General features: G+C 53.5%; 19 protein-coding genes. 7 read left to right on the forward strand and 12 right to left on the reverse strand.

Annotation, left to right across the window (positions count from 1 at the left end; all coding sequences use genetic code 11):
- Nucleotides 1-60: 60 nt before the first annotated feature.
- The 4 genes from LCF41_RS07555 to LCF41_RS07570 all read right to left on the reverse strand — a co-directional run bounded on the left by LCF41_RS07555 (nucleotide 61) and on the right by LCF41_RS07570 (nucleotide 4,059).
- A complete protein-coding gene (locus tag LCF41_RS07555) occupies nucleotides 61-1,164 on the reverse strand; it encodes an iron-containing alcohol dehydrogenase family protein (RefSeq protein WP_225087521.1) in 1,104 nt (367 codons plus the stop codon).
- 117 nt (nucleotides 1,165-1,281) lie between these two features.
- Nucleotides 1,282-2,148, reverse strand: a complete 867-nt coding sequence (locus LCF41_RS07560) for an ABC transporter permease (protein ID WP_225087522.1) — start codon at nucleotides 2,146-2,148, stop codon at nucleotides 1,282-1,284.
- A complete protein-coding gene (locus tag LCF41_RS07565) occupies nucleotides 2,108-2,974 on the reverse strand; it encodes an ABC transporter ATP-binding protein (protein WP_225087523.1) in 867 nt (288 codons plus the stop codon). Before LCF41_RS07565 ends, LCF41_RS07560 begins: the two co-directional genes overlap by 41 nt.
- Nucleotides 2,975-3,036: 62 nt before the next feature.
- The gene (locus tag LCF41_RS07570; protein WP_431191556.1) at nucleotides 3,037-4,059 is read right to left on the reverse strand and encodes an ABC transporter substrate-binding protein; all 1,023 of its coding nucleotides are present in this window, start codon (nucleotides 4,057-4,059) and stop codon (nucleotides 3,037-3,039) included.
- 319 nt (nucleotides 4,060-4,378) lie between these two features.
- Between LCF41_RS07570 and LCF41_RS07575 the strand changes: the two genes are divergently transcribed.
- The 3 genes from LCF41_RS07575 (at nucleotide 4,379) to cuyB (ending at nucleotide 7,297) form a co-directional block, all read left to right on the forward strand.
- On the forward strand, nucleotides 4,379-5,401 hold the full coding sequence (locus tag LCF41_RS07575) for a malate/lactate/ureidoglycolate dehydrogenase (protein WP_225087524.1): 1,023 nt from the start codon (nucleotides 4,379-4,381) through the stop codon (nucleotides 5,399-5,401).
- Nucleotides 5,402-5,570: 169 nt separating this feature from the next.
- A complete protein-coding gene (gene cuyA, locus LCF41_RS07580; RefSeq protein WP_225087525.1) occupies nucleotides 5,571-6,584 on the forward strand; it encodes a D-cysteate sulfo-lyase in 1,014 nt (337 codons plus the stop codon).
- Nucleotides 6,581-7,297, forward strand: a complete 717-nt coding sequence (gene cuyB / locus LCF41_RS07585) for a cysteate racemase (protein WP_225087526.1) — start codon at nucleotides 6,581-6,583, stop codon at nucleotides 7,295-7,297. Before cuyA ends, cuyB begins: the two co-directional genes overlap by 4 nt.
- A 207-nt stretch (nucleotides 7,298-7,504) precedes the next feature.
- On the opposite strand, the gene LCF41_RS07590 is transcribed toward cuyB, so the two are convergent.
- The 6 genes from LCF41_RS07590 to LCF41_RS07615 all read right to left on the reverse strand — a co-directional run bounded on the left by LCF41_RS07590 (nucleotide 7,505) and on the right by LCF41_RS07615 (nucleotide 17,887).
- The gene (locus LCF41_RS07590; RefSeq protein ID WP_225087527.1) at nucleotides 7,505-8,845 is read right to left on the reverse strand and encodes an anaerobic C4-dicarboxylate transporter; all 1,341 of its coding nucleotides are present in this window, start codon (nucleotides 8,843-8,845) and stop codon (nucleotides 7,505-7,507) included.
- A 727-nt stretch (nucleotides 8,846-9,572) separates the two neighbouring features.
- Nucleotides 9,573-10,928: a TolC family outer membrane protein gene (locus tag LCF41_RS07595; protein WP_225087528.1), complete on the reverse strand. Its 1,356-nt coding sequence runs from the start codon at nucleotides 10,926-10,928 to the stop codon at nucleotides 9,573-9,575.
- Between the two features lie 2 nt (nucleotides 10,929-10,930).
- The gene (locus LCF41_RS07600; protein WP_225087529.1) at nucleotides 10,931-12,289 is read right to left on the reverse strand and encodes an HlyD family type I secretion periplasmic adaptor subunit; all 1,359 of its coding nucleotides are present in this window, start codon (nucleotides 12,287-12,289) and stop codon (nucleotides 10,931-10,933) included.
- 64 nt (nucleotides 12,290-12,353) lie between these two features.
- Nucleotides 12,354-14,213, reverse strand: coding sequence for a type I secretion system permease/ATPase (locus LCF41_RS07605; RefSeq protein WP_225087530.1), 1,860 nt, complete (start codon nucleotides 14,211-14,213; stop codon nucleotides 12,354-12,356).
- Nucleotides 14,214-14,473: 260 nt separating this feature from the next.
- Nucleotides 14,474-15,091 carry a heme acquisition protein HasA gene (locus LCF41_RS07610; RefSeq protein WP_225087531.1) on the reverse strand — a complete coding sequence of 206 codons (618 nt, stop codon included), beginning with the start codon at nucleotides 15,089-15,091 and terminating at the stop codon, nucleotides 14,474-14,476.
- A gap of 117 nt (nucleotides 15,092-15,208) precedes the next feature.
- Nucleotides 15,209-17,887: a TonB-dependent receptor gene (locus tag LCF41_RS07615; protein WP_225087532.1), complete on the reverse strand. Its 2,679-nt coding sequence runs from the start codon at nucleotides 17,885-17,887 to the stop codon at nucleotides 15,209-15,211.
- 334 nt (nucleotides 17,888-18,221) lie between these two features.
- Between LCF41_RS07615 and LCF41_RS07620 the strand changes: the two genes are divergently transcribed.
- Complete coding sequence (locus tag LCF41_RS07620; protein ID WP_225087533.1) at nucleotides 18,222-18,428, forward strand: hypothetical protein; 207 nt, start codon at nucleotides 18,222-18,224, stop codon at nucleotides 18,426-18,428.
- Nucleotides 18,429-18,441: 13 nt separating this feature from the next.
- Complete coding sequence (locus LCF41_RS07625; RefSeq protein WP_225087534.1) at nucleotides 18,442-19,137, forward strand: nucleotidyl transferase AbiEii/AbiGii toxin family protein; 696 nt, start codon at nucleotides 18,442-18,444, stop codon at nucleotides 19,135-19,137.
- A gap of 285 nt (nucleotides 19,138-19,422) precedes the next feature.
- On the opposite strand, the gene LCF41_RS07630 is transcribed toward LCF41_RS07625, so the two are convergent.
- Complete coding sequence (locus LCF41_RS07630) at nucleotides 19,423-20,376, reverse strand: FecR family protein (protein ID WP_225087535.1); 954 nt, start codon at nucleotides 20,374-20,376, stop codon at nucleotides 19,423-19,425.
- A gap of 117 nt (nucleotides 20,377-20,493) precedes the next feature.
- On the reverse strand, nucleotides 20,494-21,003 hold the full coding sequence (locus tag LCF41_RS07635) for an RNA polymerase sigma factor (protein WP_225087536.1): 510 nt from the start codon (nucleotides 21,001-21,003) through the stop codon (nucleotides 20,494-20,496).
- Nucleotides 21,004-21,263: 260 nt separating this feature from the next.
- Here LCF41_RS07635 and LCF41_RS07640 point away from each other — a divergent pair, with 260 nt between their 5' ends.
- Together LCF41_RS07640 and patD are read left to right on the forward strand one after the other, a co-directional pair.
- Nucleotides 21,264-21,425 (forward strand): hypothetical protein, encoded by a 162-nt coding sequence (locus LCF41_RS07640; RefSeq protein ID WP_225087537.1) that lies wholly within the window; start codon nucleotides 21,264-21,266, stop codon nucleotides 21,423-21,425.
- 120 nt (nucleotides 21,426-21,545) lie between these two features.
- Nucleotides 21,546-22,970, forward strand: a complete 1,425-nt coding sequence (patD, locus tag LCF41_RS07645; protein WP_225087538.1) for an aminobutyraldehyde dehydrogenase — start codon at nucleotides 21,546-21,548, stop codon at nucleotides 22,968-22,970.
- The last annotated feature ends 60 nt before the right edge of the window (nucleotides 22,971-23,030 follow it).

The raw sequence follows: 23,030 nt of genomic DNA on the forward strand, positions 1-23,030 counted from the left end.
TTGCATGAACAACAGGCGCGTCGAGTCATCGAGGCGCCTGTTTCTTTTATGGATCCACCGTCATGCTGCGTGGCTATTTATCTCGTTGGTTTCTAAAGTTTGTGTGCGCCACAGCGCCTGTTCAATACGTTCGGCATCCGTTGCAAAAGGCAGGCGGGCGGCAATTTTCGGTGCGATTTTGACGTTCTGCGCGATGCTTTCAACCTGTTGGGGGCGTTCGTTCAGGCCGAGGGCACTTAGCGTGATCGGGCTTCCGTAGCGGCGCAACTGAGCGAACAGCTCTTCGCGGTCGGCGTCGTTATCGTGTTCCAGAAATGCTTGTGCGGCTAGGCCAAAACCCACTTTCTCTCCGTGCAGCCAGTCATGCAGCTCTGGCTGGCGCGTCATGCTATTGTGAATCGCATGTGCGACGCCGATACGCGGCACCTCATCTTTCATGCTGTTCGCGACCCCTGCCAGCGCGATAACGGCGTCGATCACGCGCCGCAGAGCTGGGGTGACCAGACCCTGTTGATTGTCTGCGAGAGCCTGTTCGCCATACGTATTAAACGTCTCCACGGCCAGTCGCGCGGCCTGTGCTTTGAGCACCAGCGCCAGCCCGTCATCGCCGTGGCGCAAGTACGGTTGAAATTCGTACCACTTTGCCAGCGCATCCACGATGCCTGCCTTGAGGTAACGCACGGGACTATGGGCGATGATTTCGCTGTCTACCAGCACCCACACCGGTAAGCGCGTTAGCGGAAAGGGGCCGTTGTGCGCACCGCTGTCGCTGTATATCACGCTGATCGGTGACCACGCCGCGCAGGTGGCCGCAATGGTTGGGACGGTGATGACGGGAATCTGCCCCAGAATGTCGCCGACGGCTTTGGCGACATCCAGTACTCGCCCGCCGCCAACGCCTAAAATCAGTTCTGCACCTAATGCTCGCGCTTGTGCCGTTAGCGCTTCTATAGCCGGTTTGGTGCAATCACCCGGCAAAAACTCGACCTGATACTGTAAGCGGTGTTCGCTGAGGCTGCGTTCAACGGCATCTGACGTCGTTTTCCACGCTTGTGGGCTGGTAATAATCAGTATTGTGTGCGCGTAGGGGGCAGCATATTCGCCGACAGAACGAATGATGCCATCACGATTCAGATAGGTTTGTGGCGCTTGTATTGCAATCATGTTCGCGATCTCTCATCTCTGTGGGAAAAGATAAATCAGTTGTAGCAGCGATAGAGAACGCCGCAAAAGAACAATTCTGGCTATGAATGGGCAAATTCTGCATAACCAGAATGAGGTCTAGCGCTGCATTCCCCAGCGTTTCACCGTGACGCGTTCGATAGTGGAAAATACCAGTCCTTCGACCAGCAGCCCGATGATGATGACGGAAGCTAACCCGGCGAAAACGCGATCGGTATAAAGTTCGTTACGGTTCTGGAAAATGTACCACCCCAAACCACCATTACCGCTGGATGCGCCGAATACCAGTTCGGCGGCAATCAGGGTTCGCCAGGCAAAGGCCCAGCCGATTTTCAGGCCGGAGATAATCGACGGCAGCGCGGCAGGAATCAGAATGGCGTTGATGTAGCGAAAGCCGGTCAGGCCGTAGTTGCGGCCTGCCATACGCAGTGTTTCCGAGACGCCGAGAAAGCCGGAGTAGGTGTTCAGCGCCATCGGCCACATCACGGAGTGAATGAGAACAAATACCAGACTCTTCTCTCCCAGACCAAACCACAGCAGCGCCAGCGGCAATAACGCAATCGCGGGCAGCGGGTTGAACATGGACGTTAATGTGCCTAAGAGGTCGCGCCCAAAACGCGTGGAAACCGCCAATGCGCTGAGCGCCAAGGCCAGCAGGCTACCGATGACATAGCCTTTCAACAGCGTACCGAGTGAAATCACCATCTTATGCGGCAGTTCGCCGCTGGCGAGATCGTCGCGAAAAGCCTGAAAGGTTTGCAGAAAACCGGGCAGCATCAGGTCGTTGTTTTGCCAGCGCGCGGCGAACTCCCACAGGATAAGCAGGCCAGCCAGTAGCACCAACTTGCGCAGCCAGGTCTGATTCCACAGACGTGTGGTCAGCGGCAGAGGTTGAGTGAGGGTGAAATCTTTCAGCGGCGCCAGTTCACGCTGATACTCGGGCCGCACGGGGGGCAGGATGCTCATAAAGTTTACCTTGTGTGGAGGTGACGGATGAAGGTGCATCGACATCGGTTGGAAAAAGAAGATGGTGGATACGCTGTGCGGTGGTTTGAAAGGCTTCACTGCCCTGATCGCTCAGTGCAAACTGGTGACAGTTGATTTCCGCACGTACGCGGCCGGGATGCGGCGAGAGCAGCAAAACCCGGCTGCCGACGATGAGCGCTTCCTCAATTGAGTGGGTAACGAACAACAGTGTGAAGCGTACCTCTTCCCACAGCGCCAGCAGTTCTTCCTGCATTTTGCGGCGGGTTAGCGCATCCAGCGCGGCGAACGGCTCATCCATCAGCAACACTTTCGGCTGCATGGTGAGCGCCCGCGCGATGGCGACACGCTGCTTCATCCCGCCGGATAAGGTATGCGGATACGCATCGGCAAATTTCGCCAGTCCAACCTTATTGAGAAAATAGCGGGCGCGTTCTTCTGCCTCGGCACGTGTTGCCTGGCGGCTGGCCACCAGCGGGAACAGCGTATTTTCCAGCACGGTTTTCCACGGTGGTAGCTGGTCAAATTCCTGAAACACCATGATGCGATCCGGGCCTGGACGCGTGACGGGGTGACCGTCAAGGCGGATTTCGCCGTCTACCGGTGAAAGAAAGCCACCAATCGATTTGAGCAGGCTGGATTTCCCGCAGCCGGAAGGCCCTAATAGCACAAAGCGTTCGGCGGGAAAGACGTCAAAACTTACATCATGGGTGGCGCGTACCAGACTGCGCCGCGTTCGGTATTCCAGCCCGACGCTATCAACCTGTAACAGTGGCTGGGTGACCGTATCCGGGGAGTGGTGTGTCATGCTTGTTCTCCTGCATAGCGACGAGGGGTATCGTCGAATAAGCCTGATTCTGGCCGCTTAGCTTAGCTGCCCGGCTGTTCGTAGATTTCAGCAAAGAAATAGTCTTTCCAGGAGGTGGCTTTGTTTTTCAGCACGCCAAGCTGTTGCAGTTTCTCGGCATAAATATAAGTGCGCTCTGGAGTGATCGTGAAATCGATCTCGGGATCGGCGACGATGCGTTTCACCAGTTCAGGATCCAGTTTCGATTTCTCGACTCGAATATAGGTTTCAGCCGCTGCGGCTTTATCTGCTTTGATGATCTGCGAGGCTTCTTTCAGGGCTTCATAGAAGGCGCGGTAGGTTTTCGGATTCTCATCATGGAATTTCTGCGTGGTATAAAGCACGTTGAACGTTGCCTGACCGCCCAGCACGTCATAAGAACTCAAAATTTTGTGCACATTGGCATGTTCTAACGCCTGATATTGGAAAGGCGGGCTGGAGAAGTGTGCGTTGATTTCAGAACCGCCGGCGATCAGTGCCGCGCTGGCATCGGGATGGGGCAGGCTGACGGAAATCTTGTCGAAGCGCTTGAAGTCCCCCGCGCCGTAGAGCTTCGCGGTTTCGATTTGCAGCGTGCGCGACTGGAAGCCGACGCCTGCGGCAGGCACGGCGATACGGTCTTTATCGCTCAGGTCGCGAATGGTTTTCACCGCCGGGTTATTGCTAAGTAAATAGTTGGGCATGGAACCGAGTGAGGCGATGGCTTTCACATTCTGACGCCCCTGAGTGCGATCCCATACGGTCAACATCGGCGGAACGCCAGCGGAAGCGACATCCAATGCGCCAGACAGCAGCGCTTCGTTCATAGCCGTCGCCCCCGAAAGCGTGCGCCAGTCTACCTTGATATCCAGACCCTGCTGCTTACCGTGCTTCTCTATCAGATTTTGGTCGCGCACGACATCCAGAATCAGGTAACCAATGCCAAACTGCTGCGCAATGCTGATGCTGCCTTCCGCACTGGCACCAAATGCCGTTAAGGTCAGGCCAATCATGACGGCAAGACGCGCGAAACGCGTCGATTTTTTTGCGGGTATTATGTGATTCATTATCGTTGTCTCATTATGAATGAATAATAGGGGCTGGCGATAAAACAAGAGAAATGGAAAATTATTATTTCAGTAAATAACGCGTCACGAATAATTGGGTGACGGAGGAATCCTATTTTCTTGTAACGTCATGGATAAAGTGTTTTTTGGAATAACTTAGAATGAATGTGATTTAAATGGCGGTGAATGCGAGAAATCAAGTAAATAACGGCTTTAGCTAAATATCGACTATAGATAGTCTTATTTTTCAGTTATGAATAAAAACCACCAAGTTATAGTGAAAGTCAATAAAAATGGTGATCTAATATAGAGAAAACTTATGCCTGTTTTTACGCATCATTATTTACGCGATTATTTACGCAACCGGTTGACGGACAATGACGTGGACGCGTCAGTTGCAGCAATTGTGGCGGACAACCTCGTCGAATCCAGCCTGAAAGGACATGACTCCCACGGCGTAAGCATGCTGCCGCGCTATCTCGAGGCGATTCGAGAGGGCGGATTGTCGCCTCATGCGCAGGCGGAGAAAACGCTGGATTTCGGCCCACCGATCTCGTTTGACGGCCAGCAGGGTTTCGGGCAGGTGGTAGCAAAACAGGCTGTGGCAGAAGGCATTGCGCGCGCAAAAACACATGGTTTGGCAGTGGTTAGTTTAGCGAATGCTCACCATCTGGGGCGCATCGGTGCATGGGCGGAACAGGCCGCGGAGGTCGGGCTGGTGTCACTGCATTTTGCCAACGTGTATACCAAACCGGTGGTGCTGCCGTGGCAGGGACAGCAGGCGCGTTTTGGGACAAATCCGTTCTGTGCCGGCATTCCGGTTGAGCATGACGACCCGGTGATTCTGGATTTTGCCACCAGCGTCATTGCGGGTAACAAGGCCCGTATCGCGTGGAACGAGGGCAAATCGGTAGCGCCCGGCTGTATCGTTGATAACGAAGGTAACCCGACGGTGGATCCACGTTGGTTGATGGAACAACCTCTGGGGGCTCTGCTGCCATTTGGTGAACATAAAGGGTCAGGGCTCTCGCTCGTCTGTTCTCTGCTGGGCGCGGCGCTAACTGGTGGTAAAACCGAACGCACGGCGAAAGGCGAAGGTAAGCAGATTATTAACAGTATGCTGTCTATTCTAATCGATCCGCAGAAATTAGGCGGAGCAGCAACCTATCAGCAGGAAATCCCTGCGTTATTAGAATGGGTGCGCCAATCCCGTGATGGCGATACGTTATTACTGCCGGGCGATAAAGAAAAACAAACCTATCGTCAGCGGCTGGAGAACGGCATTTTTGTCGATGATGTCAGCTGGGGGCAACTTTCTTATTTACAGAATAACGTCGCCTGATTCGCTGAATTAATTATTTTTTAATTTATTTAACTGATTTTATTTATCCCAATGAGGGACATGTATTTGGCGCACTCGGCTAAATACGTTGAAATTACGTGTTTATATCGCATTGATGAAAGCCGCACGTCGTCATCTCAACCTGTCATTCGTATTCCAGGAGATTATTATGCACCTTGCCCGATTCCCCCGTTTGTCACTGGGGCATTTTCCGACGCCGTTGGAGGCGTTGCCGAACCTGTCTGCCTATCTGGGGGGGCCGACAATCTATATCAAGCGCGATGATGCTACAGGGCTGGCGACGGGCGGGAATAAAACCCGCAAGCTGGAATTCCTGCTTGCCGATGCGCAGCAGCAAGGGGCGGATGTCATCATCACGCAGGGGGCGACACAGTCTAACCATGTTCGGCAAACCATCGCGGCGGCGACAAAGCTGGGGCTAAAAACCAAAGTACTGCTGGAAAAGCGTGTGGAAGATTACGGCGAAGATTATCAGCGCTCCGGTAACGTGCTGCTGGATAACCTGCTTGGTGGTGAAATAGTCGATCACCTGCCTGCCGGTACAGACATGCAACAGGCGATGGAAACGCTGGCGGCGTCGCTGCGTAAAGAAGGGTTTAAACCTTATGTTATCCCCGGTGGTGGCTCCAGTCCGGTAGGTGCACTGGGCTATGTCGCCTGCGCAGAAGAATTGCTGTTTCAGTCCAGCCAGCAGCGCCTGCGCATCGATCATATCATTCATGCGACAGGCAGCACGGGAACACAGGCGGGGTTGGTTACCGGACTGGCGGCGACGCACAGCCAGATTCCCCTATTAGGCATCAGCGTCAGAGCGCCAAAAGAGAAGCAGGAAGAGAATGTTTACGCGCTGGCACAACGCACCTCGCAGCTGTTGGGGATTCCGGGTGAGCTGGCGCGCAGTGCGGTGCAGGTGAACAGCGATTATGTCGGCAAAGGCTACGGTATTCCAACCGAAGGCACGCTGGAAGCGCTCAGACTACTGGCGCAACTGGAAGGGATTTTGCTCGATCCGGTCTATTCCGGCAAAGGTATGGCGGGGCTGATTGACCTGATTCGTCAGGGACATTTTCGCGCTGATGAAAATATCGTCTTCATTCATACCGGTGGTTCGGCGGGGCTGTTTGGTTACCGTCAACTGTTCGAACAGACGGCGGCACAATGAGTACACCGCTGATTGGCGTTCTGGGTGGCATGGGGCCGCTGGCAACGGTCGATCTGCTGCATAAAATCATTGAAGAAACGCCCGCCAGCCGCGATCAGGATCATGTGCCAGTGGTGGTCTGGAATGTGCCGCAGATTCCCGATCGTCAACAGGCGCTGGCAGGAACGGGTGAATCGCCGTTGCCGACGCTGTTGCATGCTATCCGGCAGCTTAATTGTCTATCAGTCAGCCATATCGTGGTGCCGTGTAATACGGCGCATCACTGGTTTGACGCGCTGGCTGAGGCAAGTCATGCGCCGCTGGTGCATATTGCCGACACCACGCTGCACGCCATTGCACAGTCTGCGGCAGTGAAGGATGCACCGCACAAGATTGGTCTGATAGCGACACACGGGACGCTCAACGCCGGGTGGTATCAGCAGCGTTTTGCCGCGCAGTTAGAGGCTGAAACCGTGGTGCCGAATGAGCAGGAGATGACGACGCTGTTTGTTCCAGGGTGCTATGCGGTAAAACGTGGCGAGCTACGACAGGGTGGACGCTTACTGGATCAGCTTGCTGAACAGTTGGTGGAACGAGGAGCAGAGCGTCTGGTGCTGGCCTGTACGGAAGTGCCTCCGGCGCTGGAGGCGGTATCGTCACGCTGGCGTGACATCAGTATCGATCCAACACGCGCGCTGGCACAGGCCTGCGTGCGCATCTGGCAACAGAAATGAAAACACCCTGCCAGCGGCTGCTAGCAGGGTGGCGCGACTATCGCATGAAAGCCGCTCATTGCTGAGTAATACTGTTCACTTAAGCGTGGATTTAGGGGGAAACACGGTGATGAGGTTCCCGCAGGGATACCTCGCACCGTGGTAGCCCCCGGTATCTCGATTCTTAAACGATCGGCATTACTCATTGCTGAGCGGCTTTTCGGCTGATTACAGGAAGCCGTACATGGCGGCGAACACCCAGCCAAAGATACAGGAGGTGGTTACGCCAATGAGTCCCGGCAGGATGAAGCTGTGGTTGATAACGAAACGGCCAATCTTGGTGGTGCCGGAGCGGTCAAACTGGATAGCAGCCAGATCGCTTGGGTAGGTTGGCAGAATGTAGTAACCATAACAGGCGGGTGCGGATGCCACGATGTATGCGGGATCCACCCCGATAGCCAGCGCTACCGGAACAATCGCTGCCAGCGCTGCCGCCTGCGAGTTTACGAACTTCGAGACAATCAGCAGGATAATCGCGTAAGCCCAGGGATACACTTTCACCAATGAACCCAGCGTACCCTTTATCTCTTCCAGATGTGCGCCAAACATGGTTTCCGCCATCCAGGCGATACCGTATACCGCGACGATAGCGATCATCCCTGAACGGAACACTTCATTCTTCGAAATCGATGACGGATTGGTTTTGGTCGCAATAATGATGATGGCGCCAGACAGCAGCATAAACATCTGAATCACCAGCACCATCGACAGCGGCTTCCCGCCAAAGGCTGGACGTAGCCCTTCAACGGCACCCAAAATTGCTACTGCCGCGATGGTTGCCAGAAAGATCCACATGGCGATCCAGTTACTGCGTGGCAGTTTTCTGTCCAGCAGGGTGGCGGTATCACCATACACATATTGCTTGTTTTCAGGATCGGCGATGAATTTCTGGAAATCTTCATCCTTGTCCAGCTCTTTACCGCGGAACCAGCTGAAAATCCCGATCGCCAGAATACCCAGCAGGGTAGAAGGGATGGTAATAGACAGCAGGTCGAGGAATCCCAGATGTTTGCCCTGGAAAGTGAAATTCGCCAGCATGGCAACCAGCGACACCACCGCAACAGAGACTGGGCTGGCGATAATCCCCATCTGGGCACCGATGGAACTGGCAGCCATCGGCCTTTCTGGGCGGATATTATTCTTGATGGCGACATCATAAATAATTGGCAGGATGGTATACACCACGTGGCCGGTACCACACAGGATCGTCAGAATACAGGTGACGAACGGTGCGATAATCGAAACGTATTTCGGGTTACGCCGCAGCATACGCTCCGCGATTTGTAGCATGACATCCAGCCCACCCGATGCCTGAAGCGTTGCCGACGCGGCCACCACGGCAATGATGACCAGCATGACGTCAACGGGAGGTTTACCCGGTTGCAGTTTAAAAATAAAGACCAGAATAACAAGCCCAATCCCGCCTAATAAACCCAGCGCGATCCCGCCTTTTCTTGCCCCGTAAAAAAGGCAGATCAGGACAATGACTAATTGAATGATGAAGTCCATAGTAGCCCCATTGCAAAAATATAATGAACTAATTAGTTAGAATTAAAATAAGTGAGTTGTTACTGTGGGTACTATATGGACGGGTTGTTATTTATTTTCTTGATCTAAATCTATTAAATTTTATCTTTGCCTGCTTTACTGAAAATAAAAGATCTCGCTCGCAATAATTATGTTTTTCTGATTTATTTAGTTATTTAAGTGTAATTTTAATTTATTAATGATTGATTTAAGCATTCTTTGACTGGGTTGTTAATGGATGATGGCGTGTTTTTAAAATCCATTAAATTATTGTTCTTATTTTGTTGTATCTTGTTTTCTTTTATTTCTTATTTTCGTTAACGATAACTGTAAAAAAACAGACTTTAAGGTCACCTTATCTACCTCTAATGAGGTATTTTCTCCTATTGTATTGTTTTTAAATGATTAGTTTAAAAATGACAACATGAATCCCTTTGTGACAATGAAGTCAACGCTAGGTCACCGAGAAATGGCCAGTAAATAAAAATGACTGCCGTGCTACCGCTATTTACGCCAGAAATATAGCTGACAGATTTACAGCTATTTTCACATCGTATGCGAAGCAAGACACCTTTTATAGTGTGATTAGTTATTAATATAAAATCTTTATAAATATTTTAGAATATCTGGATGCGGCTTATTTTCCTTTCTAACCGGATGTAGCCGCACAGCAGTGTTATCTCTTATATAGTGTTCTGAATTCGCGTTGTTAGCGGTGTACGAAATAGGTCGCTAATTGACGCAAGGTCTGTTCGTCCAGCGTTCCGGCGTAGTAACGCAACTGTAGCCAGGCCGTCAGCCAGGTATAACGCGCTTCAGTCAGATCGCGCCGTGCACCATAGAGCTGCTGCTCGGCGTTCAGCACGTCAAGGTTCACGCGCTCTCCGCCCTGAACGCTTTTTTGGGTGGCGGTAACCAGCGCCAGCGCCGACTTTTCCGCCAGTTCATAGGCGCGGATTTTCGCCTGACTGCTCGTGACCAAATTAAACTGGCGGCGCAGTTCCGTCTGGATTGTCGCCGTCTGTTCGTCTTTCTCCCGCGCCGTCTGCTGATAGCGCTCCTGTGCCTGACGCGTCGCGGCAGAGACGCCGCCGCCAGCAAAAACCGGTACGCTGACGCGGATGCCAATCGATCGCGTGTCGTATTTTTGGTTGTAGCTGTTTTCGGTGTCTGACTGCGTGTTACGCGTGCTGGCAACCAGCGTGACCTGAGGCAGATGACCCGCCCGGTTACGCTCAATGCCGTACTTCGCCACGGCCAGCGACTGAGTAAGCGCCAGTAGCTGCGCGTTGTGACGCAGCGCCAGCGTTTGCCAGTGCTGATAGCCCGCGGGCTGAAGCGGCTGCGGCGTAAAGCGTGGCGTTAGCGCCGCAAGCTGATCCACACCAACGGGCATCCCCAGCAGCGTTTCCAGTTCACGCAGGCTGATATCCAGATTGTCCTGCGCTTCGATGAGCTGCGCTTCGGTCAGATTGACGCGCGCTTCGGTTTCCAGCATATCGGTGCGCGTACCTTCCCCCTGTTGGAAGAGGTGTTGATTCAGTTGATATTGCTCACGATAAGCGCGCTGCTGTGCCTGAACCAGCGCAATCTGCTCGCGGCTAAATAGCACGTTGGTGTAAGCCTGGAACAGACGTACCAATAACTGCTGGCTGGCATCGCGCAGCTGTTCGTCTGCCAGCACGGCGCTGGCTTCACCCTGCTGATAGCGTGACCACGCTGCGTAGTCGATCAGCGGTTGTTGCAGAGAAAAGCTGGAAGCCCGACTGGTGTAATCCCGTTCTGACTGCTGACCACCTGTCGTCACTGTGGAATCGTTACGGGACTGGCTGTAATCATAGGTGACTTTCGGCAACAGCCCGGCGCGCCCGATGTTTTTCTCTTCGCTATCGGCATTACGCGCATGCACAGCGGCCTGAAAGGCGGGGTCGTGCGTTAATGCATGTTGCCAGGCTTCCATTAATCCTAATGCCTGGCTCGGTGTGCTGTAGAGCAGCGTGAGAACAAGGGAAACGGCATAGCTGGAGCGGATCGCCGCGCGATAAACGGATGAAAGGCGCAGCATGATTACTCCTCGGTCAGTGCCAGATGCAGGCGATCGGAAAGCGGTTTGAACAGGTAGTTGAGTAGGGAGCGTTCACCGGTACGAATAAAGGCTTGCACCGGCATACCGGGACGCACGTCCAGCCCGGCGAGCTGTTGCTTACCCTGTTCATCGACGTGAATACGCAGGGCGTAATAGGGTTTTCCTGTTTGTTGCTCGACGAGTTGGTCGGCACCGATGAGTGCGACAACACCAGAAATACGCGGTGTGGTGCTTTGGTTGAACGCAGAAAACAGCAACTCGACCGGCAACCCGTTATTGACTCTGTCTACCAGCTCGATAGGCAACTGCGCGTCAATCAATAGCGGTTGCCCATCAGGAACAATCTCCATCAACATCTGCCCACTATTGACCACGCCGCCTTCGGTATGCAGCGCCAGCCCGACGACTGTACCGCTGGCGGGCGCGCGAATATGCGTGTGCTGAAGTTCATACTCCGCTGTTTTCAGTCGCTGGGTGAGATCCTGAATGGAACGCTGGGTATCGGCGAGCTGGGCGCGTACCTCTTTCTGATATTCGTTCTGGCGCTGTTGGATCTTTTGCTCCAGTTCGACGACCTGCTGCTGAAGCTGTACCTGATTATTCCGTTCCTGCGCAATTGCGCCTGCCAACTGGGCAGCCTGCCGCTCGACGTCCAGCAGGCGGTTACGGGCGATATAGCCTTCCTGCGCCAGCGGACGCAGCCCGCGTAGCTGCTCGCTGATAATCTGAAATTGCGTTTGGCTGCTAGTCAGCAGTGCCTGTGAACCCTGCGACTGCGCCTTTGCCCCGATGAGGGCTGCCTGCATCGCCGCGTGTTCCTGTTGCAGTGCGGCGCGGCGGCTGATGAAAAGCTGCTGCTGGGCGATCTGGATCTGCTGCGTGACGGTACTGTGTGGTTCTGTGGCGGCTGGGAAGGGAATCGCACTCAGATCGTCACGTTCCGCCAGCAGGCGTGCTTCGCCCGCGTGCGCTTCCTGAAGTTGGGTGACGAGATTGTCGCGCTGCGCCTGAGCGGGTGTCTGATCCAGCGTGGCAAGAATTTGTCCGGCCTGCACGTGGTCACCATCTCGCACACTGAGCGAGGCGATGCGTCCGCTACTGACGGGCTGCACTGCTTTGCGGTTGTCTGCGACAATGACCCGACCAGATACGGCGACGCCTTTATCCAACGGCGCCATGCCTGCCCACAGCAGCAGGCCACCAAAGCCGATAAGCACCAGCCAGAGGCCGTGCTTCAAATAGCGCCCGGCATCGGTATGTAATGGCATCGCCGCAACGTTATCCGCCACCGGATAGACGGGAGTTGTCGGCTGTGATGTGACTTCGCGTAACGCGGACATGATTATCCTCTTCTTTCCATGATGCTTTTCTGACGGCAGGCGTTTGTTATCAATGCGCTAAGCCTCATTTATCCGGTGCGGCACGACGCGGCGTCGGCGCGCTGTACACCATGCTCAATCCGGCGGAACCGGGCTCTTTTGGAGCAAAGGCATTTGCGGCGTCAGCGGTATTAACCGATGTAGGTTTAGGGCTGGTGGGTTTCGTCATCGGTTTGGTCAGAGAAGCATTGGCGGGCTTGGCGCGCTGTAGCTCTTTCAGTACCTGTTCCGTTGCGCCGAAATACTGAATCTGCCCGGCGCGCAGGACTAACAGCTTAGTGGCGCAGGATAGTAGGGCGGGCTTATGTGTGATCAGCACCTGCGTGCTTTTGGCCTCCTGTTGGGCGGCAATTGCGGCCAATAAGGCTTTCTCGCCGTCGTCGTCCAGGCTGGCATTGGGTTCGTCCATCACAATCAGGCGTGGCTGGTTGTAAATGGCTCTGGCGAGGGCAACCCGCTGCTTCTGTCCACCGGACAGCCCGGCACCGCCTTCGCCCAGTGGTGTATCGTAGCCTTGCGGCAGTCGCAGAATCATCTCGTGCACGCCTGCTGTGATGGCAGCGGCAACGATCTTCTCTGCATCCGGCTGAGTGAAACGCGCGATGTTTTCGGCAATCGTCCCGCTGAAGAGCTGCACATCCTGCGGCAGATAGCCGATGAAGCGACCTAAATCACCTTTGTCCCACTGGTGCATATCTGCGCCGTCCAGCCTGACTTTGCCGCCGAGAGCGGGCATGGCGGCAACCAGCAGACGGGCGAGGGTGGATTTACCTGAACCAGAAGGACCCAGCACGCCGAGCACATCGCCGGGAGCCAGTTCAAACGTGATATTGGCGAGTATGGGGGTACGCGTGTTGGGCGCGTTCGCGCTGAGCTGTTCCACCTGAAGTTTACCTTCTGGTGCTGGCAGCGCCATGCCAGCGGCACGCGCCGGGTGCGTATCGAGCAGGAGATTGACCCGTTGCCAGGCAAGACGCGCCTGCATCCACTGTTTCCAGACGCCAATGATCTGATCGATCGGACTGAGCACGCGGCTCACCAGAATGGATCCGGCGATCATCATGCCTGGCGTGATATCCCCGTTGACGGCCAGCAGCGCGCCCAGTCCCAGCATCAGCGATTGAAGCGCCAGTCGGGTACTTTTCGTCAGCGAGGTAATATTGGCGCTTTTTTCGCTGGCTACGTTCTGATAATAGAGGAACGCTTTATGCTGCGTCAGCCAGCGTTCTCGCATGGCGGGGAGCATGCCCATGGCTTCGATAGCATCGGCGTTGCGTAGGTTAGCGTTAGCCTGTTGCGTCGCCTGAACGGTGTTTTGTGCGGCTAAGGCGAGTGGTTCGCGAGTGAGCTTTTGATTCAGCCAGGCCAGCACAATCAGTATGATCGCCCCCGCCAGCGCCATCACGCCCAGCCAGGGGTGAAGTAAGAAGATCACCAGCAGATAAACGGGAAACCACGGCGCATCAAAGAAAGCGAACAGCGCATTTCCGGTGGCGAACTGGCGCAGGGCGGTGAGATTGTTTAAGGCTTGTCCGGCACCCGCCGTGCCGTTCCTGAGATTGCTTTCAAACGCTGCATTGTAGATGCGCTGATTCAGCCGCATGTCCATCTGCGTACCGAGGCGGATCACCACGGCGCTGCGTATCCATTCCAGTAATCCCATCAGTAGGAACAGGCCCAGCATAATGATCGTCAGCATGGCCAACGTCATGGTGCTGCTGGAAGGTAATACGCGATCATAAACCTGAAGCATATAAATCGCTGGTGCCAGCATCAGCAGATTGATAACGGCGCTGAACAGGCCAATTCCCCAAAATCCCTGACGGTAGGCGGCCAGCGCGTCGATAATTTCCCTGCCTGATGAAGCCGGATGGGATGCGGGCATGGGAGGTTCCTTCTTCAATAAAGAGCCATCGTTCTCACCGTGGTGTACCCACAAGGTGGAAGAGGGGGAAAACGGTTAGCCGTACCGCTATTGACGCGGTTTGCTAATGGTTATTACACTCAATAGACCGCCGCGGTGCCGTGCCCGTTATACTTCACGCTGCATCCGTGTAACGCGAAATATTCAGGGCATCTCTACTCTCTCCGTACCGCGACGGTGTTCACTCAAACGGCTAAAAGCGTCATCTTTTAGCCGTTTTCTTATGCCGCCAGCAGATCGGTCGTTTCGGCGACGCCAACGACGTCAACCACGGTATCCGCAGAAAGTGCGGCATCGGACGTTGCTGTCGCGAAGCTCAGGCTATCCAGGCTCGCATTGATGTCGATACCCGCATTGGTCAGCGCGTCCAGTAGTGGCTGAACCTGACCGCTCATCAGGCCGTAAATCACGTCATGCACCACACCGCGATCGCTAACCGTCAGGTTGGCGATATCGGTAGAGAGAGCCAGTCCGCTGAAGGTCACTTCCGGCTCAGCAAGTGAATATGCGGTGCCCGCCGTGGTGCCGCCTTGCAGGACGTTACCGAATGACAGGGTATCCAGATCGCCGTACAGGGTGTGAGCGGGAGGGGAGAAGAGGCTATAGGTCAGATCGCCGCCGACAATGAGCGCGGAGAAATCGTTCTGCGTACTCGTGATCGCATATTGAGTACCGTCTATAAAGGTATCGCCGCCGTAAAAGCCCCCGGTATTATTGCCACCGACTTGAGTGTTACCCGCGGTATGATTAACGTCACCAAACGCTGCCGACCATTCAGTCAGATAGCTGGCAATACTGTAATTGGCATAGTAGGCATCGTAGGTAATTGCAAAACTCATAATAGATTCCTCATTAACTAACGATCTACAGGCACGGTCATCCGTGTCTGTCATGAAAGAGGATGAGCCATCCCATCCCCTTTGTTTTCCTGCCTCCCGCATAGGGAAACAAAGAAATCAGAATCGGTATTCCACGCCAGCCTGCACCGTTCTCCCTCGGCTTGGCGTGTAACCCAGTGATTCGCCATAGCTCACGATGTAAGTACGGTTAGCGATATTCTCGACAGAACCGCGCAGCGTCAGGCTGTTGGTCAGACGATAGCTGGCGTACAGGTCGTACACTTCATATTTGGGCCAGTCGGCTAAATAGGCGGAGTTGGCCGGGGCGGCAGCGTCCTGATAGCCGGGCGCAAAACGCATCGTCACACCCATATCCAGTTTGCGATCGAAGACGCGGGTGCCCAGCGTAACGGAACCGCGGTCGCCCGGCAGATAGGCGGCGTTGCTGAATAACAGCGTTTTCTGACAAGTGAAATCACTGGCTGTGGTATCGACTGGCGTGGAGTAGTAGTTGCCTCTGGAACCGCCGACGGTTGTGACGCCACCCATCCAGGCCATCGGCGCACAGAAATCGTTATTGCCGATCATGTGGGTATAAGTGGCATCGACATACAAGAAGCCCGCGTCGTAATTCAACTGGTACTCCATGCCGCGGAAACGGCTCTTTGCCAGATTGTTCTGGAATACGGAGTTGCTAAGGGAGTAGCCGTTGTAGCCTGGTTTTGTGCGGGCACCGTTCAGGCTGATGTAGTTGTTTATCCGGGTGTCGAAATAGGACACTTTAGTCACCAGCCTGTCGCCATCCAGCAGCAAGTCAGGTTGCTGAATATTGAACCCGACCTCCCAGGCGCGGGAGCGTTCCGGTTTGAGATTGGGGTTCGGGTACAGGTAATAGTTACCTGCGCTGTAGGTGCCGTTGGCAAAGGTTTCGCTGACTGACGGCGGACGCCAGGACAGCCCGTAGCTGGTGAACAGCTGTAGCCATTCAACGCCGGGACGAACGCCAGCAAACAGCGTTGGGGAAAGCTTGCCGTGCTCGTCATCGATATTCCAATCCTGTGTGGTAGTGACGAACGCCGGGCAGAGTGCGATCGATCGTGCCGTACAGGGATTGGTGACGGTATAGGGGATTTCCCGATAGCTGATGCTGGTGGTGCCGCGTAACCGGTAGCGATCGTAACGCAGGCCGCCTTGCAGCGTTATCCATTCGTCGTACGCGTAATTCAGATTCGCGAACAGACTGGCCATTGCACGGTTTCCTTCCGGAGTGGCGTTACTGGCTGTGCTATTGGTGCTGTCCGTGGTGATCTTGTCGTAATAGAAATCCAGCCCGTAGTCGGCTTTCAGATCGTGCGCGCCCAACTGCCACAGCGTTGAGGTGTTTTGCGCCTGCGCGCCGTAAGTCCGTAACCGCGTGCTTTCGTGATACGCGCTGGTATTAGAGAGGGCATAGTTATTGGTGTCGTTATTGGTATCGGCGTAATAAATCTTGGCCTTAAAATCCAGCCAGCGCTGGTTGTCTGGCTTCAGACTGTAATCCAGCGCGGTACTGCGCGCCATAATCTCGCTATGTCCGCTGGCTCGCCAGCCCAGTTCGGTATTCGAGAGATTGGATAGCGTCCCGGCATTTTCAGAAGAGGTTTGCGTTTGCATATAGCTGAGCTGGAAGCGCTGGTTAGCGGGCAGATTCCAGCCGATTTTCGCCAGCCGTGAGCGCATGGTGTAGGCCGCATTGGTGACTTTCTGATGCTTTAAATTATTGGCCCATTCTTCATAATGAGTTGAATTACCGGGAATACGAATATTCCCGAGGTTACCGTCATTGCCCGGCCAGTAGTCGCCCAGATGACGCTCGCTGGCACCGACCAGGATGTCGCCGCTTTCGTTACCCAACGCGAGAACCCCACTGCCGATAAAATGCGTGCCATTATCGCCAGTGCTGGCGTGCAGTTTTCCACCCAGTTCTTTACCCGGTGCCAGGAAATCGTGGGCATTGACGGTGTTAAACGTGGCGACGCCGCCCAGCGTACCCGCGCTGCCCATTACGTTGGTCGCCCCTTTCTCAATGGTGGCACCGGAGAGCAGCTCCGAGTCGATATACATCTGTCCATTACGCTGGCCGTAGCCAGTTTTTTGAAAATTCTGCCGCACGCCGTCGATGTTCATATTCACGCGACCAAAGTCCTGTATTCCTCGGATATTGACCGACAGCGAAGGATCCTGCTGGCTCACGCTGGAGTAAACGCCAGCGGACTGCTCCAGCATATCGGCAGCGTGGCGGGCTGGGCGGTTGTCCATCTGCTCGCGTGAGATGACGCTGATGGCGCGCGGTTGTTCGTAGATCCAGTCACCCGGATTAGCGACGGTAAACGCCCGTACCGTCATCACGTCATCTATTTTTACCGTATCGACGTTGACTGAACGAGGGCGCAGAGTAATGACGCCATTGCTGCCGATTTGGAAATCGATCGGGTTAGCACCGATCAACTGGCGCAGCCCTTGCTCGGGTGCGAAACGCCCTTGAAGCGCAGTGGCCTGCATATTTTCCAGTTTGACGTCGGCAAAAAAGACCTGTAGCCCAGCCTGTTCCGCAAAGCGGAGCAACGCGCTGCTCAACGGTTGTGTGCTGATGGAAAAGGTGGCACTTTGGCGGGTTGCTTCCTGAACGTTGGCAGTGTGGGTCTCTGCTTGCACAGAATGGAATGTACCAGGCAGCGAAAGCGCGATGCCGACGGTAAGAGAAAGTGGGTTAAGTTGTAACAAGCGGCTGTCTTGCTGTTGTGCTTTTTTAAACATTTTTCGCCTGGTCTGCCATTCGTTAAATTACCAATAAGCATTAATAAACAAAGGGATAATTAACCTTTCTTTTCTTAATGAAAATGATAATAAAAATCATTACCTAAATATGAAGACGGCTGAGAAGACAGAACCCGTAAAAAAATATTTAAATTTTTTTCTACGGCGCGTTGCGGCCTTGTGAACGTAAAGGGCGTTTATGAGAGAGCGCCACGCCTGAGCGGCGTGGCAAGGGTGGGACTACCGATGTAAGTAGAACTTGCCCAAAAATGATTAATCGCTATACTAATTGCATGTATATTGTGTTATATGCGACTTTGAGTCAGGTGGTTGTATGGGTGAAATTATTCGAAGCGAGTATCCGGAATTGGATAGGGTGCTTTGGGATTACCACACTCAGAGAATTCCGGCTGATTTGGCTTTTCGTATGTATGAAGAGCGTTGGAGATTTGTCGATAAGAATCGTATAGGCCAGAACGAACGTCTTCTTATTGAAAAGCTTACTGAACTATATGGTAACGGTCTTTTCATGGCTGCATGAGGGTGAATATCGCGTGACTGAATATAAGATATCTCATCATAAGATAATCAGATCGGTGTTGGATAATTTCAACACCGATTTTTTTATTGCAAATTCGATTTTCTTTGGTGGCGGCACTCGGATTGCTCTTGAGATTAATGAGTACAGAGAATCCATTGATGTTGATTTTTTATGCCCAAATAAGGACTCATATCGAGCTGTAAGGGAGCAAGTTACATCGGGGTCTCTTGGGTTGCTTGTAAAAAAAGAATTCAGTTATGCAAGAGAGATAACTTTTGACCGATACGCGGTTAGAACGTTTATCGATGAACAAGATACAAAAGTTAAACTTGAGATTGTTAGCTTTGACAACTATGAGTTAGTTGCAGATGACCGTAATATTTTTCCCATTCCTTGTATAGATAGAGAAACTTGTTTTTATACAAAATTGCTCGCAAATGCGGATAGGTGCTTAGTGGGTCAATGCAAGGATGTCTTTGATATTATTGCGATGTATGACGAATGGGGTAGTATACCTGAACGCGCACTTAGTAAGGCTGAAGAACACTATGGCTCTACTGTGTTAAAAACGCTAATTTGTTCTTTGCGACATATACAATCTAATAAAGAAAAATATTATCAGATAGCAGAAAATTTGCTGATCCAAGAAGAGTATGCAAAGCGGCTCATTGATAAATCAGCGGATGAGTTGCTTATCAGTATTCAGTAGCAGGTAATTCTATTTATTCCTTCACATTAATAAACAACGCAAGAATAAAGATTTTTGGAGTGGGCGTCAGTATCAACATTCATTGTTGACCTGTTCCATTGATTAATACACCAAGATTGCATGTTCGTCCGCAGATCCTTGGCAAATATGAAGCCCGGCAGCTATCAACTGATACCCTGCTATCAGGGGACATCATCGAATTTACGATAATCAATAGTAATCCCATATTTAGTGCTATCGCTGTTGATGGCTTCTCGAGTTTCTTTCATTCATTGAATTCTTTAATCAGTACAGCACGGTAACGCCGGGGAGTGAAACGGTTTTGGCGCCCAGTTCGCTGGTGATGGTTTGCAACGCGCCATCCAGCTCGTTCAGTGAAAAAATGCCGCTGACCTGACGCTGGCGCAGTGTTGAATTGGGAATGACGATCGTACCCGTTCGATACTGATTGATACGGGCGATCACGATGGCTAACGGCTGTTGATCAAAGATCAGCAGGCCACGTCGCCAGTCGCCGCGCTCGCGGCTATTCCAGCCGGGGAGTCGCATCATCCCCTGTTCGGTATAGCGTGCCGCCTGCTGCTCATCAAGCTGCAGTGTTTCTCCGCTTGCCGTGACCTGCACGCTGTGTTCCACCACGCCAACGGTTGTTGTCTGTGATGAATGTTGCACGATGAACTGCGTGCCCAGCGCCTGTGTGGTGCCTGAGGCAGCATCAACCAGAAAAGGCCGCTGTTCCTGTGTGTTTGTTGGGGCGACGGTGAACCAGGCGGAGCCTTGCAGCAGCGTAACGCGCCGCTCTTGTGGTGTATAAGCGAGCGCAATGGCGCTACCCGCATCCATATCGACCTGACTACCATCCGGTAGCGTAACCTGTTTAACCTGATGGTCGGCACGATAATCCGAGCGCAGCATGAGGATGCCGTCGGAAAGCCATGTTGTGCCGATACTGAAACCCAGCAGCAATAACGCGGCTATTTTCCACTGTGTCGCGCGATTGACGCGTCGGCTGGGCAATGTTGCCGGTGGTTGTCGTTGCAGCACTTGCTGCTGCTCGGCGCTGAGCGACCCGAGCCCATGCCAAAGCCTCCCAGCCTGTTCCAACGCGTGGCGATGGCGCAGATCCTGTGCCAGCCAGTGCTGGAAGGTCAGTTCCTGTTCATCGTCCAGCGGCGCTTCGGCCAAACGTATGGCCCAGCGTGCTGCCTGCTGATGGATTTCAGGGGGATAATCGTTCATGTTGTAGGCCTGGAGTGTGTAGGGTCTCTAAATAGGTAGACGTCTGACGGCAATAAACCCGTAAATAATTTGTGATTATTTCATGGTGGTCGATGCTTTTCATGATAATGATCGCTTTCACGAGGAGCGGCTCGTCATCATCGCATGCAGCGTCATGGCAAGGTGTTTCTCAACCGTGCTGAGAGAAACCTCCAACTGCTCAGCAATTTGCGCCTGCGTCATGTGTTCAAACCGGTGCAGATGAAATATCAGCTGCGTGCGCTCTGGCAGCGTTGCCAGTACGTTCGCCAGACGTTCCAGCTCCTGTTGAGCGATGGCCGTTTGATCGAGCTGGGGTGCAACATCCGGCAGGTATTCCAGCGTCGCTTCCACGTCGTCAACAGACGTCGCCATCTGCCAGCGTTGCTGGTGACGGACATGGTCGAGCAGCAAGTTATTTGCTGTCTTATAGAGATACGCTTTTTTATCGTCTACATTATCCTGCTGTTCCAGCCTTTGCGCCAACCGTAAAAAACTCTCTTGCACCAGATCTGCCGCTGCCTGAGGGTCACGCAGTTTATGATTGAGATAGCGTTCTAACCGTTCTGCATAGTGGTTGAACAGCATTCTGAGTTCAGACTCTGACATGCCAACGCCCCGTCAGGTGACCTTCCCGCCGCCTTTGCTGCAACAGAACCCCTTTTCCCTTGCCACGGCGCTATCCATAGCAATGCACAGCACTGTCCGTCGACGGGGTAAGGCCCTGAATAATAAATTTAATGTAATTGATAATTATTATCACATATGGAGAACCGGAAAGCAGAGTTAAATCTTCTTCAGATTGGCGGATTTTCGCCGTCGACTACACTTATCTTTGTTGACGTATTATTCGATTAAGAGGAATGACGATGGCGACGAAGGACGATCCTAAAGACGTGACGGTCAGCGAAGGGCTGGCAAAAGTGCATGAGGCGTCAGATCAACTGACGGAAGAGGAAATTGAGGCGCTGGCGGAGGAGGCCCGACAGGCTGCTACGCAGACGAAGAAAGCGTCTGACAATAGGCCTTAGCAGGATATCGCCTGTCAGGGAAGCGATGGGCTATCAAACATAAGGTGGCAGGTTTTTTGCACAGACATTTTGCAGATAGTGGTGAAAAACACGACGATTTTCTCTCTGTAAGGAAAATGTATGTACAACAAATTACTGATAGAAGGCAAGCTGGTAGCAGGGAAAGGTGAAGCGTTGCCAGTATTCAATCCCGCGACGGGAGAGCAAATTGCCGCCATTGCGCAGGCCGATCTGCACCAGGTTGATGCAGCGGTTCTGGCCGCAGAGTCCGCCTTTGCACACTGGGGACAGACTACGCCGAAAACGCGTGCGACGCTGCTGCTACAGATTGCCGATGCCATTGAAGAACACGCTGAGGAATTTGCCAAACTTGAATCGCTAAACTGCGGTAAACCCTATCATGCGGCGCTGAATGATGAAGTGCCCGCGGTCGCCGATGTGTTTCGTTTTTTTGCCGGTGCGGCGCGCTGCCTGAGCGGTTCGGCGGCGGGAGAGTATCTCGAAGGACATACTTCCATGATCCGGCGCGATCCGGTTGGTGTTGTCGCCTCCATCGCCCCGTGGAACTACCCGCTGATGATGGCGTCGTGGAAGCTGGCTCCCGCGCTGGCGGCAGGAAACTGCGTGGTGTTGAAACCGGCGGAGCAAACTCCACTGACTACCTTCTATCTGGCCCATCTGCTGGCGGAGATCCTGCCTGCGGGCGTGGTGAATATCGTGTTTGGGCGCGGGGCGGATATCGGCGATGCGCTGACAGGACATGAGAAAGTGAATATGGTGTCGCTGACCGGTTCAATTGCGACCGGTGCGCATATTCTGTCGCATACCGCCGCGAGCGTAAAACGAACGCATATGGAGCTGGGCGGCAAAGCGCCAGTGATTGTCTTTGACGATGCGAATATCGATCAGGTCGTTGACGGAATCCGCAGCTTCGGTTTCTACAATGCGGGGCAAGACTGTACCGCGGCCTGCCGGTTGTATGTACAGCGCGCAGTCTACGATGAGGTTGTGGAGGCATTAGGTAAAGCGGTAGCGACGCTGAAAATGGGCGATCCGCATGATGAAAGCACTGAGCTGGGGCCGTTGATCACCGAGCCGCAGCTTGAGCGCGTTATCGGCTTTGTTGAACGTGCCAAAGCGCTGCCACACATCACGGTAGTGACCGGTGGCGAACGTGTGAAAGGGCAGGGATTCTACTTCCAACCTACGGTACTGGCGGGGGCGAAACAGGACGATGAAATCGTACAGAAAGAGGTGTTTGGCCCGGTGATCTCGATTACGCCGTTCGACGATGAAGCGCAGGTCATTGGTTGGGCGAACGCCTCGCACTACGGGTTGGCCTCGTCAGTCTGGACGCGTGATATTGGCCGGGCGCACCGTCTGGCCGCCTGTCTACAGTACGGCTGCACCTGGGTGAATACCCACTTCATGCTGGTCAGTGAAATGCCACACGGCGGGCAAAAGTTGTCGGGCTATGGCAAGGATATGTCGATGTACGGTCTGGAGGATTACACCATCGTGCGCCATATCATGATCCGTCACTGAGATGACGCACTCCATCTCAGGAGCCGCTTGTCTTGAAAAAGACGTCAGGTGCTGAAATAG

Source organism: Pectobacterium colocasium, assembly GCF_020181655.1.
Lineage (GTDB): Bacteria > Pseudomonadota > Gammaproteobacteria > Enterobacterales > Enterobacteriaceae > Pectobacterium > Pectobacterium colocasium.

What these genes read in the sequence shown, in the direction of transcription:
- LCF41_RS07555 (WP_225087521.1), bottom strand. Translation starts at nt 1,164, where the DNA reads ATGATTGCAATACAAGCGCCACAAACCTATCTGAATCGTGATGGCATC.
- LCF41_RS07560 (WP_225087522.1), bottom strand. Translation starts at nt 2,148, where the DNA reads ATGAGCATCCTGCCCCCCGTGCGGCCCGAGTATCAGCGTGAACTGGCG.
- LCF41_RS07565 (WP_225087523.1), bottom strand. Translation starts at nt 2,974, where the DNA reads ATGACACACCACTCCCCGGATACGGTCACCCAGCCACTGTTACAGGTT.
- LCF41_RS07570 (WP_431191556.1), bottom strand. Translation starts at nt 4,059, where the DNA reads ATGAATCACATAATACCCGCAAAAAAATCGACGCGTTTCGCGCGTCTT.
- LCF41_RS07575 (WP_225087524.1), top strand. Translation starts at nt 4,379, where the DNA reads ATGCCTGTTTTTACGCATCATTATTTACGCGATTATTTACGCAACCGG.
- cuyA (WP_225087525.1), top strand. Translation starts at nt 5,571, where the DNA reads ATGCACCTTGCCCGATTCCCCCGTTTGTCACTGGGGCATTTTCCGACG.
- cuyB (WP_225087526.1), top strand. Translation starts at nt 6,581, where the DNA reads ATGAGTACACCGCTGATTGGCGTTCTGGGTGGCATGGGGCCGCTGGCA.
- LCF41_RS07590 (WP_225087527.1), bottom strand. Translation starts at nt 8,845, where the DNA reads ATGGACTTCATCATTCAATTAGTCATTGTCCTGATCTGCCTTTTTTAC.
- LCF41_RS07595 (WP_225087528.1), bottom strand. Translation starts at nt 10,928, where the DNA reads ATGCTGCGCCTTTCATCCGTTTATCGCGCGGCGATCCGCTCCAGCTAT.
- LCF41_RS07600 (WP_225087529.1), bottom strand. Translation starts at nt 12,289, where the DNA reads ATGTCCGCGTTACGCGAAGTCACATCACAGCCGACAACTCCCGTCTAT.
- LCF41_RS07605 (WP_225087530.1), bottom strand. Translation starts at nt 14,213, where the DNA reads ATGCCCGCATCCCATCCGGCTTCATCAGGCAGGGAAATTATCGACGCG.
- LCF41_RS07610 (WP_225087531.1), bottom strand. Translation starts at nt 15,091, where the DNA reads ATGAGTTTTGCAATTACCTACGATGCCTACTATGCCAATTACAGTATT.
- LCF41_RS07615 (WP_225087532.1), bottom strand. Translation starts at nt 17,887, where the DNA reads ATGTTTAAAAAAGCACAACAGCAAGACAGCCGCTTGTTACAACTTAAC.
- LCF41_RS07620 (WP_225087533.1), top strand. Translation starts at nt 18,222, where the DNA reads ATGGGTGAAATTATTCGAAGCGAGTATCCGGAATTGGATAGGGTGCTT.
- LCF41_RS07630 (WP_225087535.1), bottom strand. Translation starts at nt 20,376, where the DNA reads ATGAACGATTATCCCCCTGAAATCCATCAGCAGGCAGCACGCTGGGCC.
- LCF41_RS07635 (WP_225087536.1), bottom strand. Translation starts at nt 21,003, where the DNA reads ATGTCAGAGTCTGAACTCAGAATGCTGTTCAACCACTATGCAGAACGG.
- LCF41_RS07640 (WP_225087537.1), top strand. Translation starts at nt 21,264, where the DNA reads ATGGCGACGAAGGACGATCCTAAAGACGTGACGGTCAGCGAAGGGCTG.
- patD (WP_225087538.1), top strand. Translation starts at nt 21,546, where the DNA reads ATGTACAACAAATTACTGATAGAAGGCAAGCTGGTAGCAGGGAAAGGT.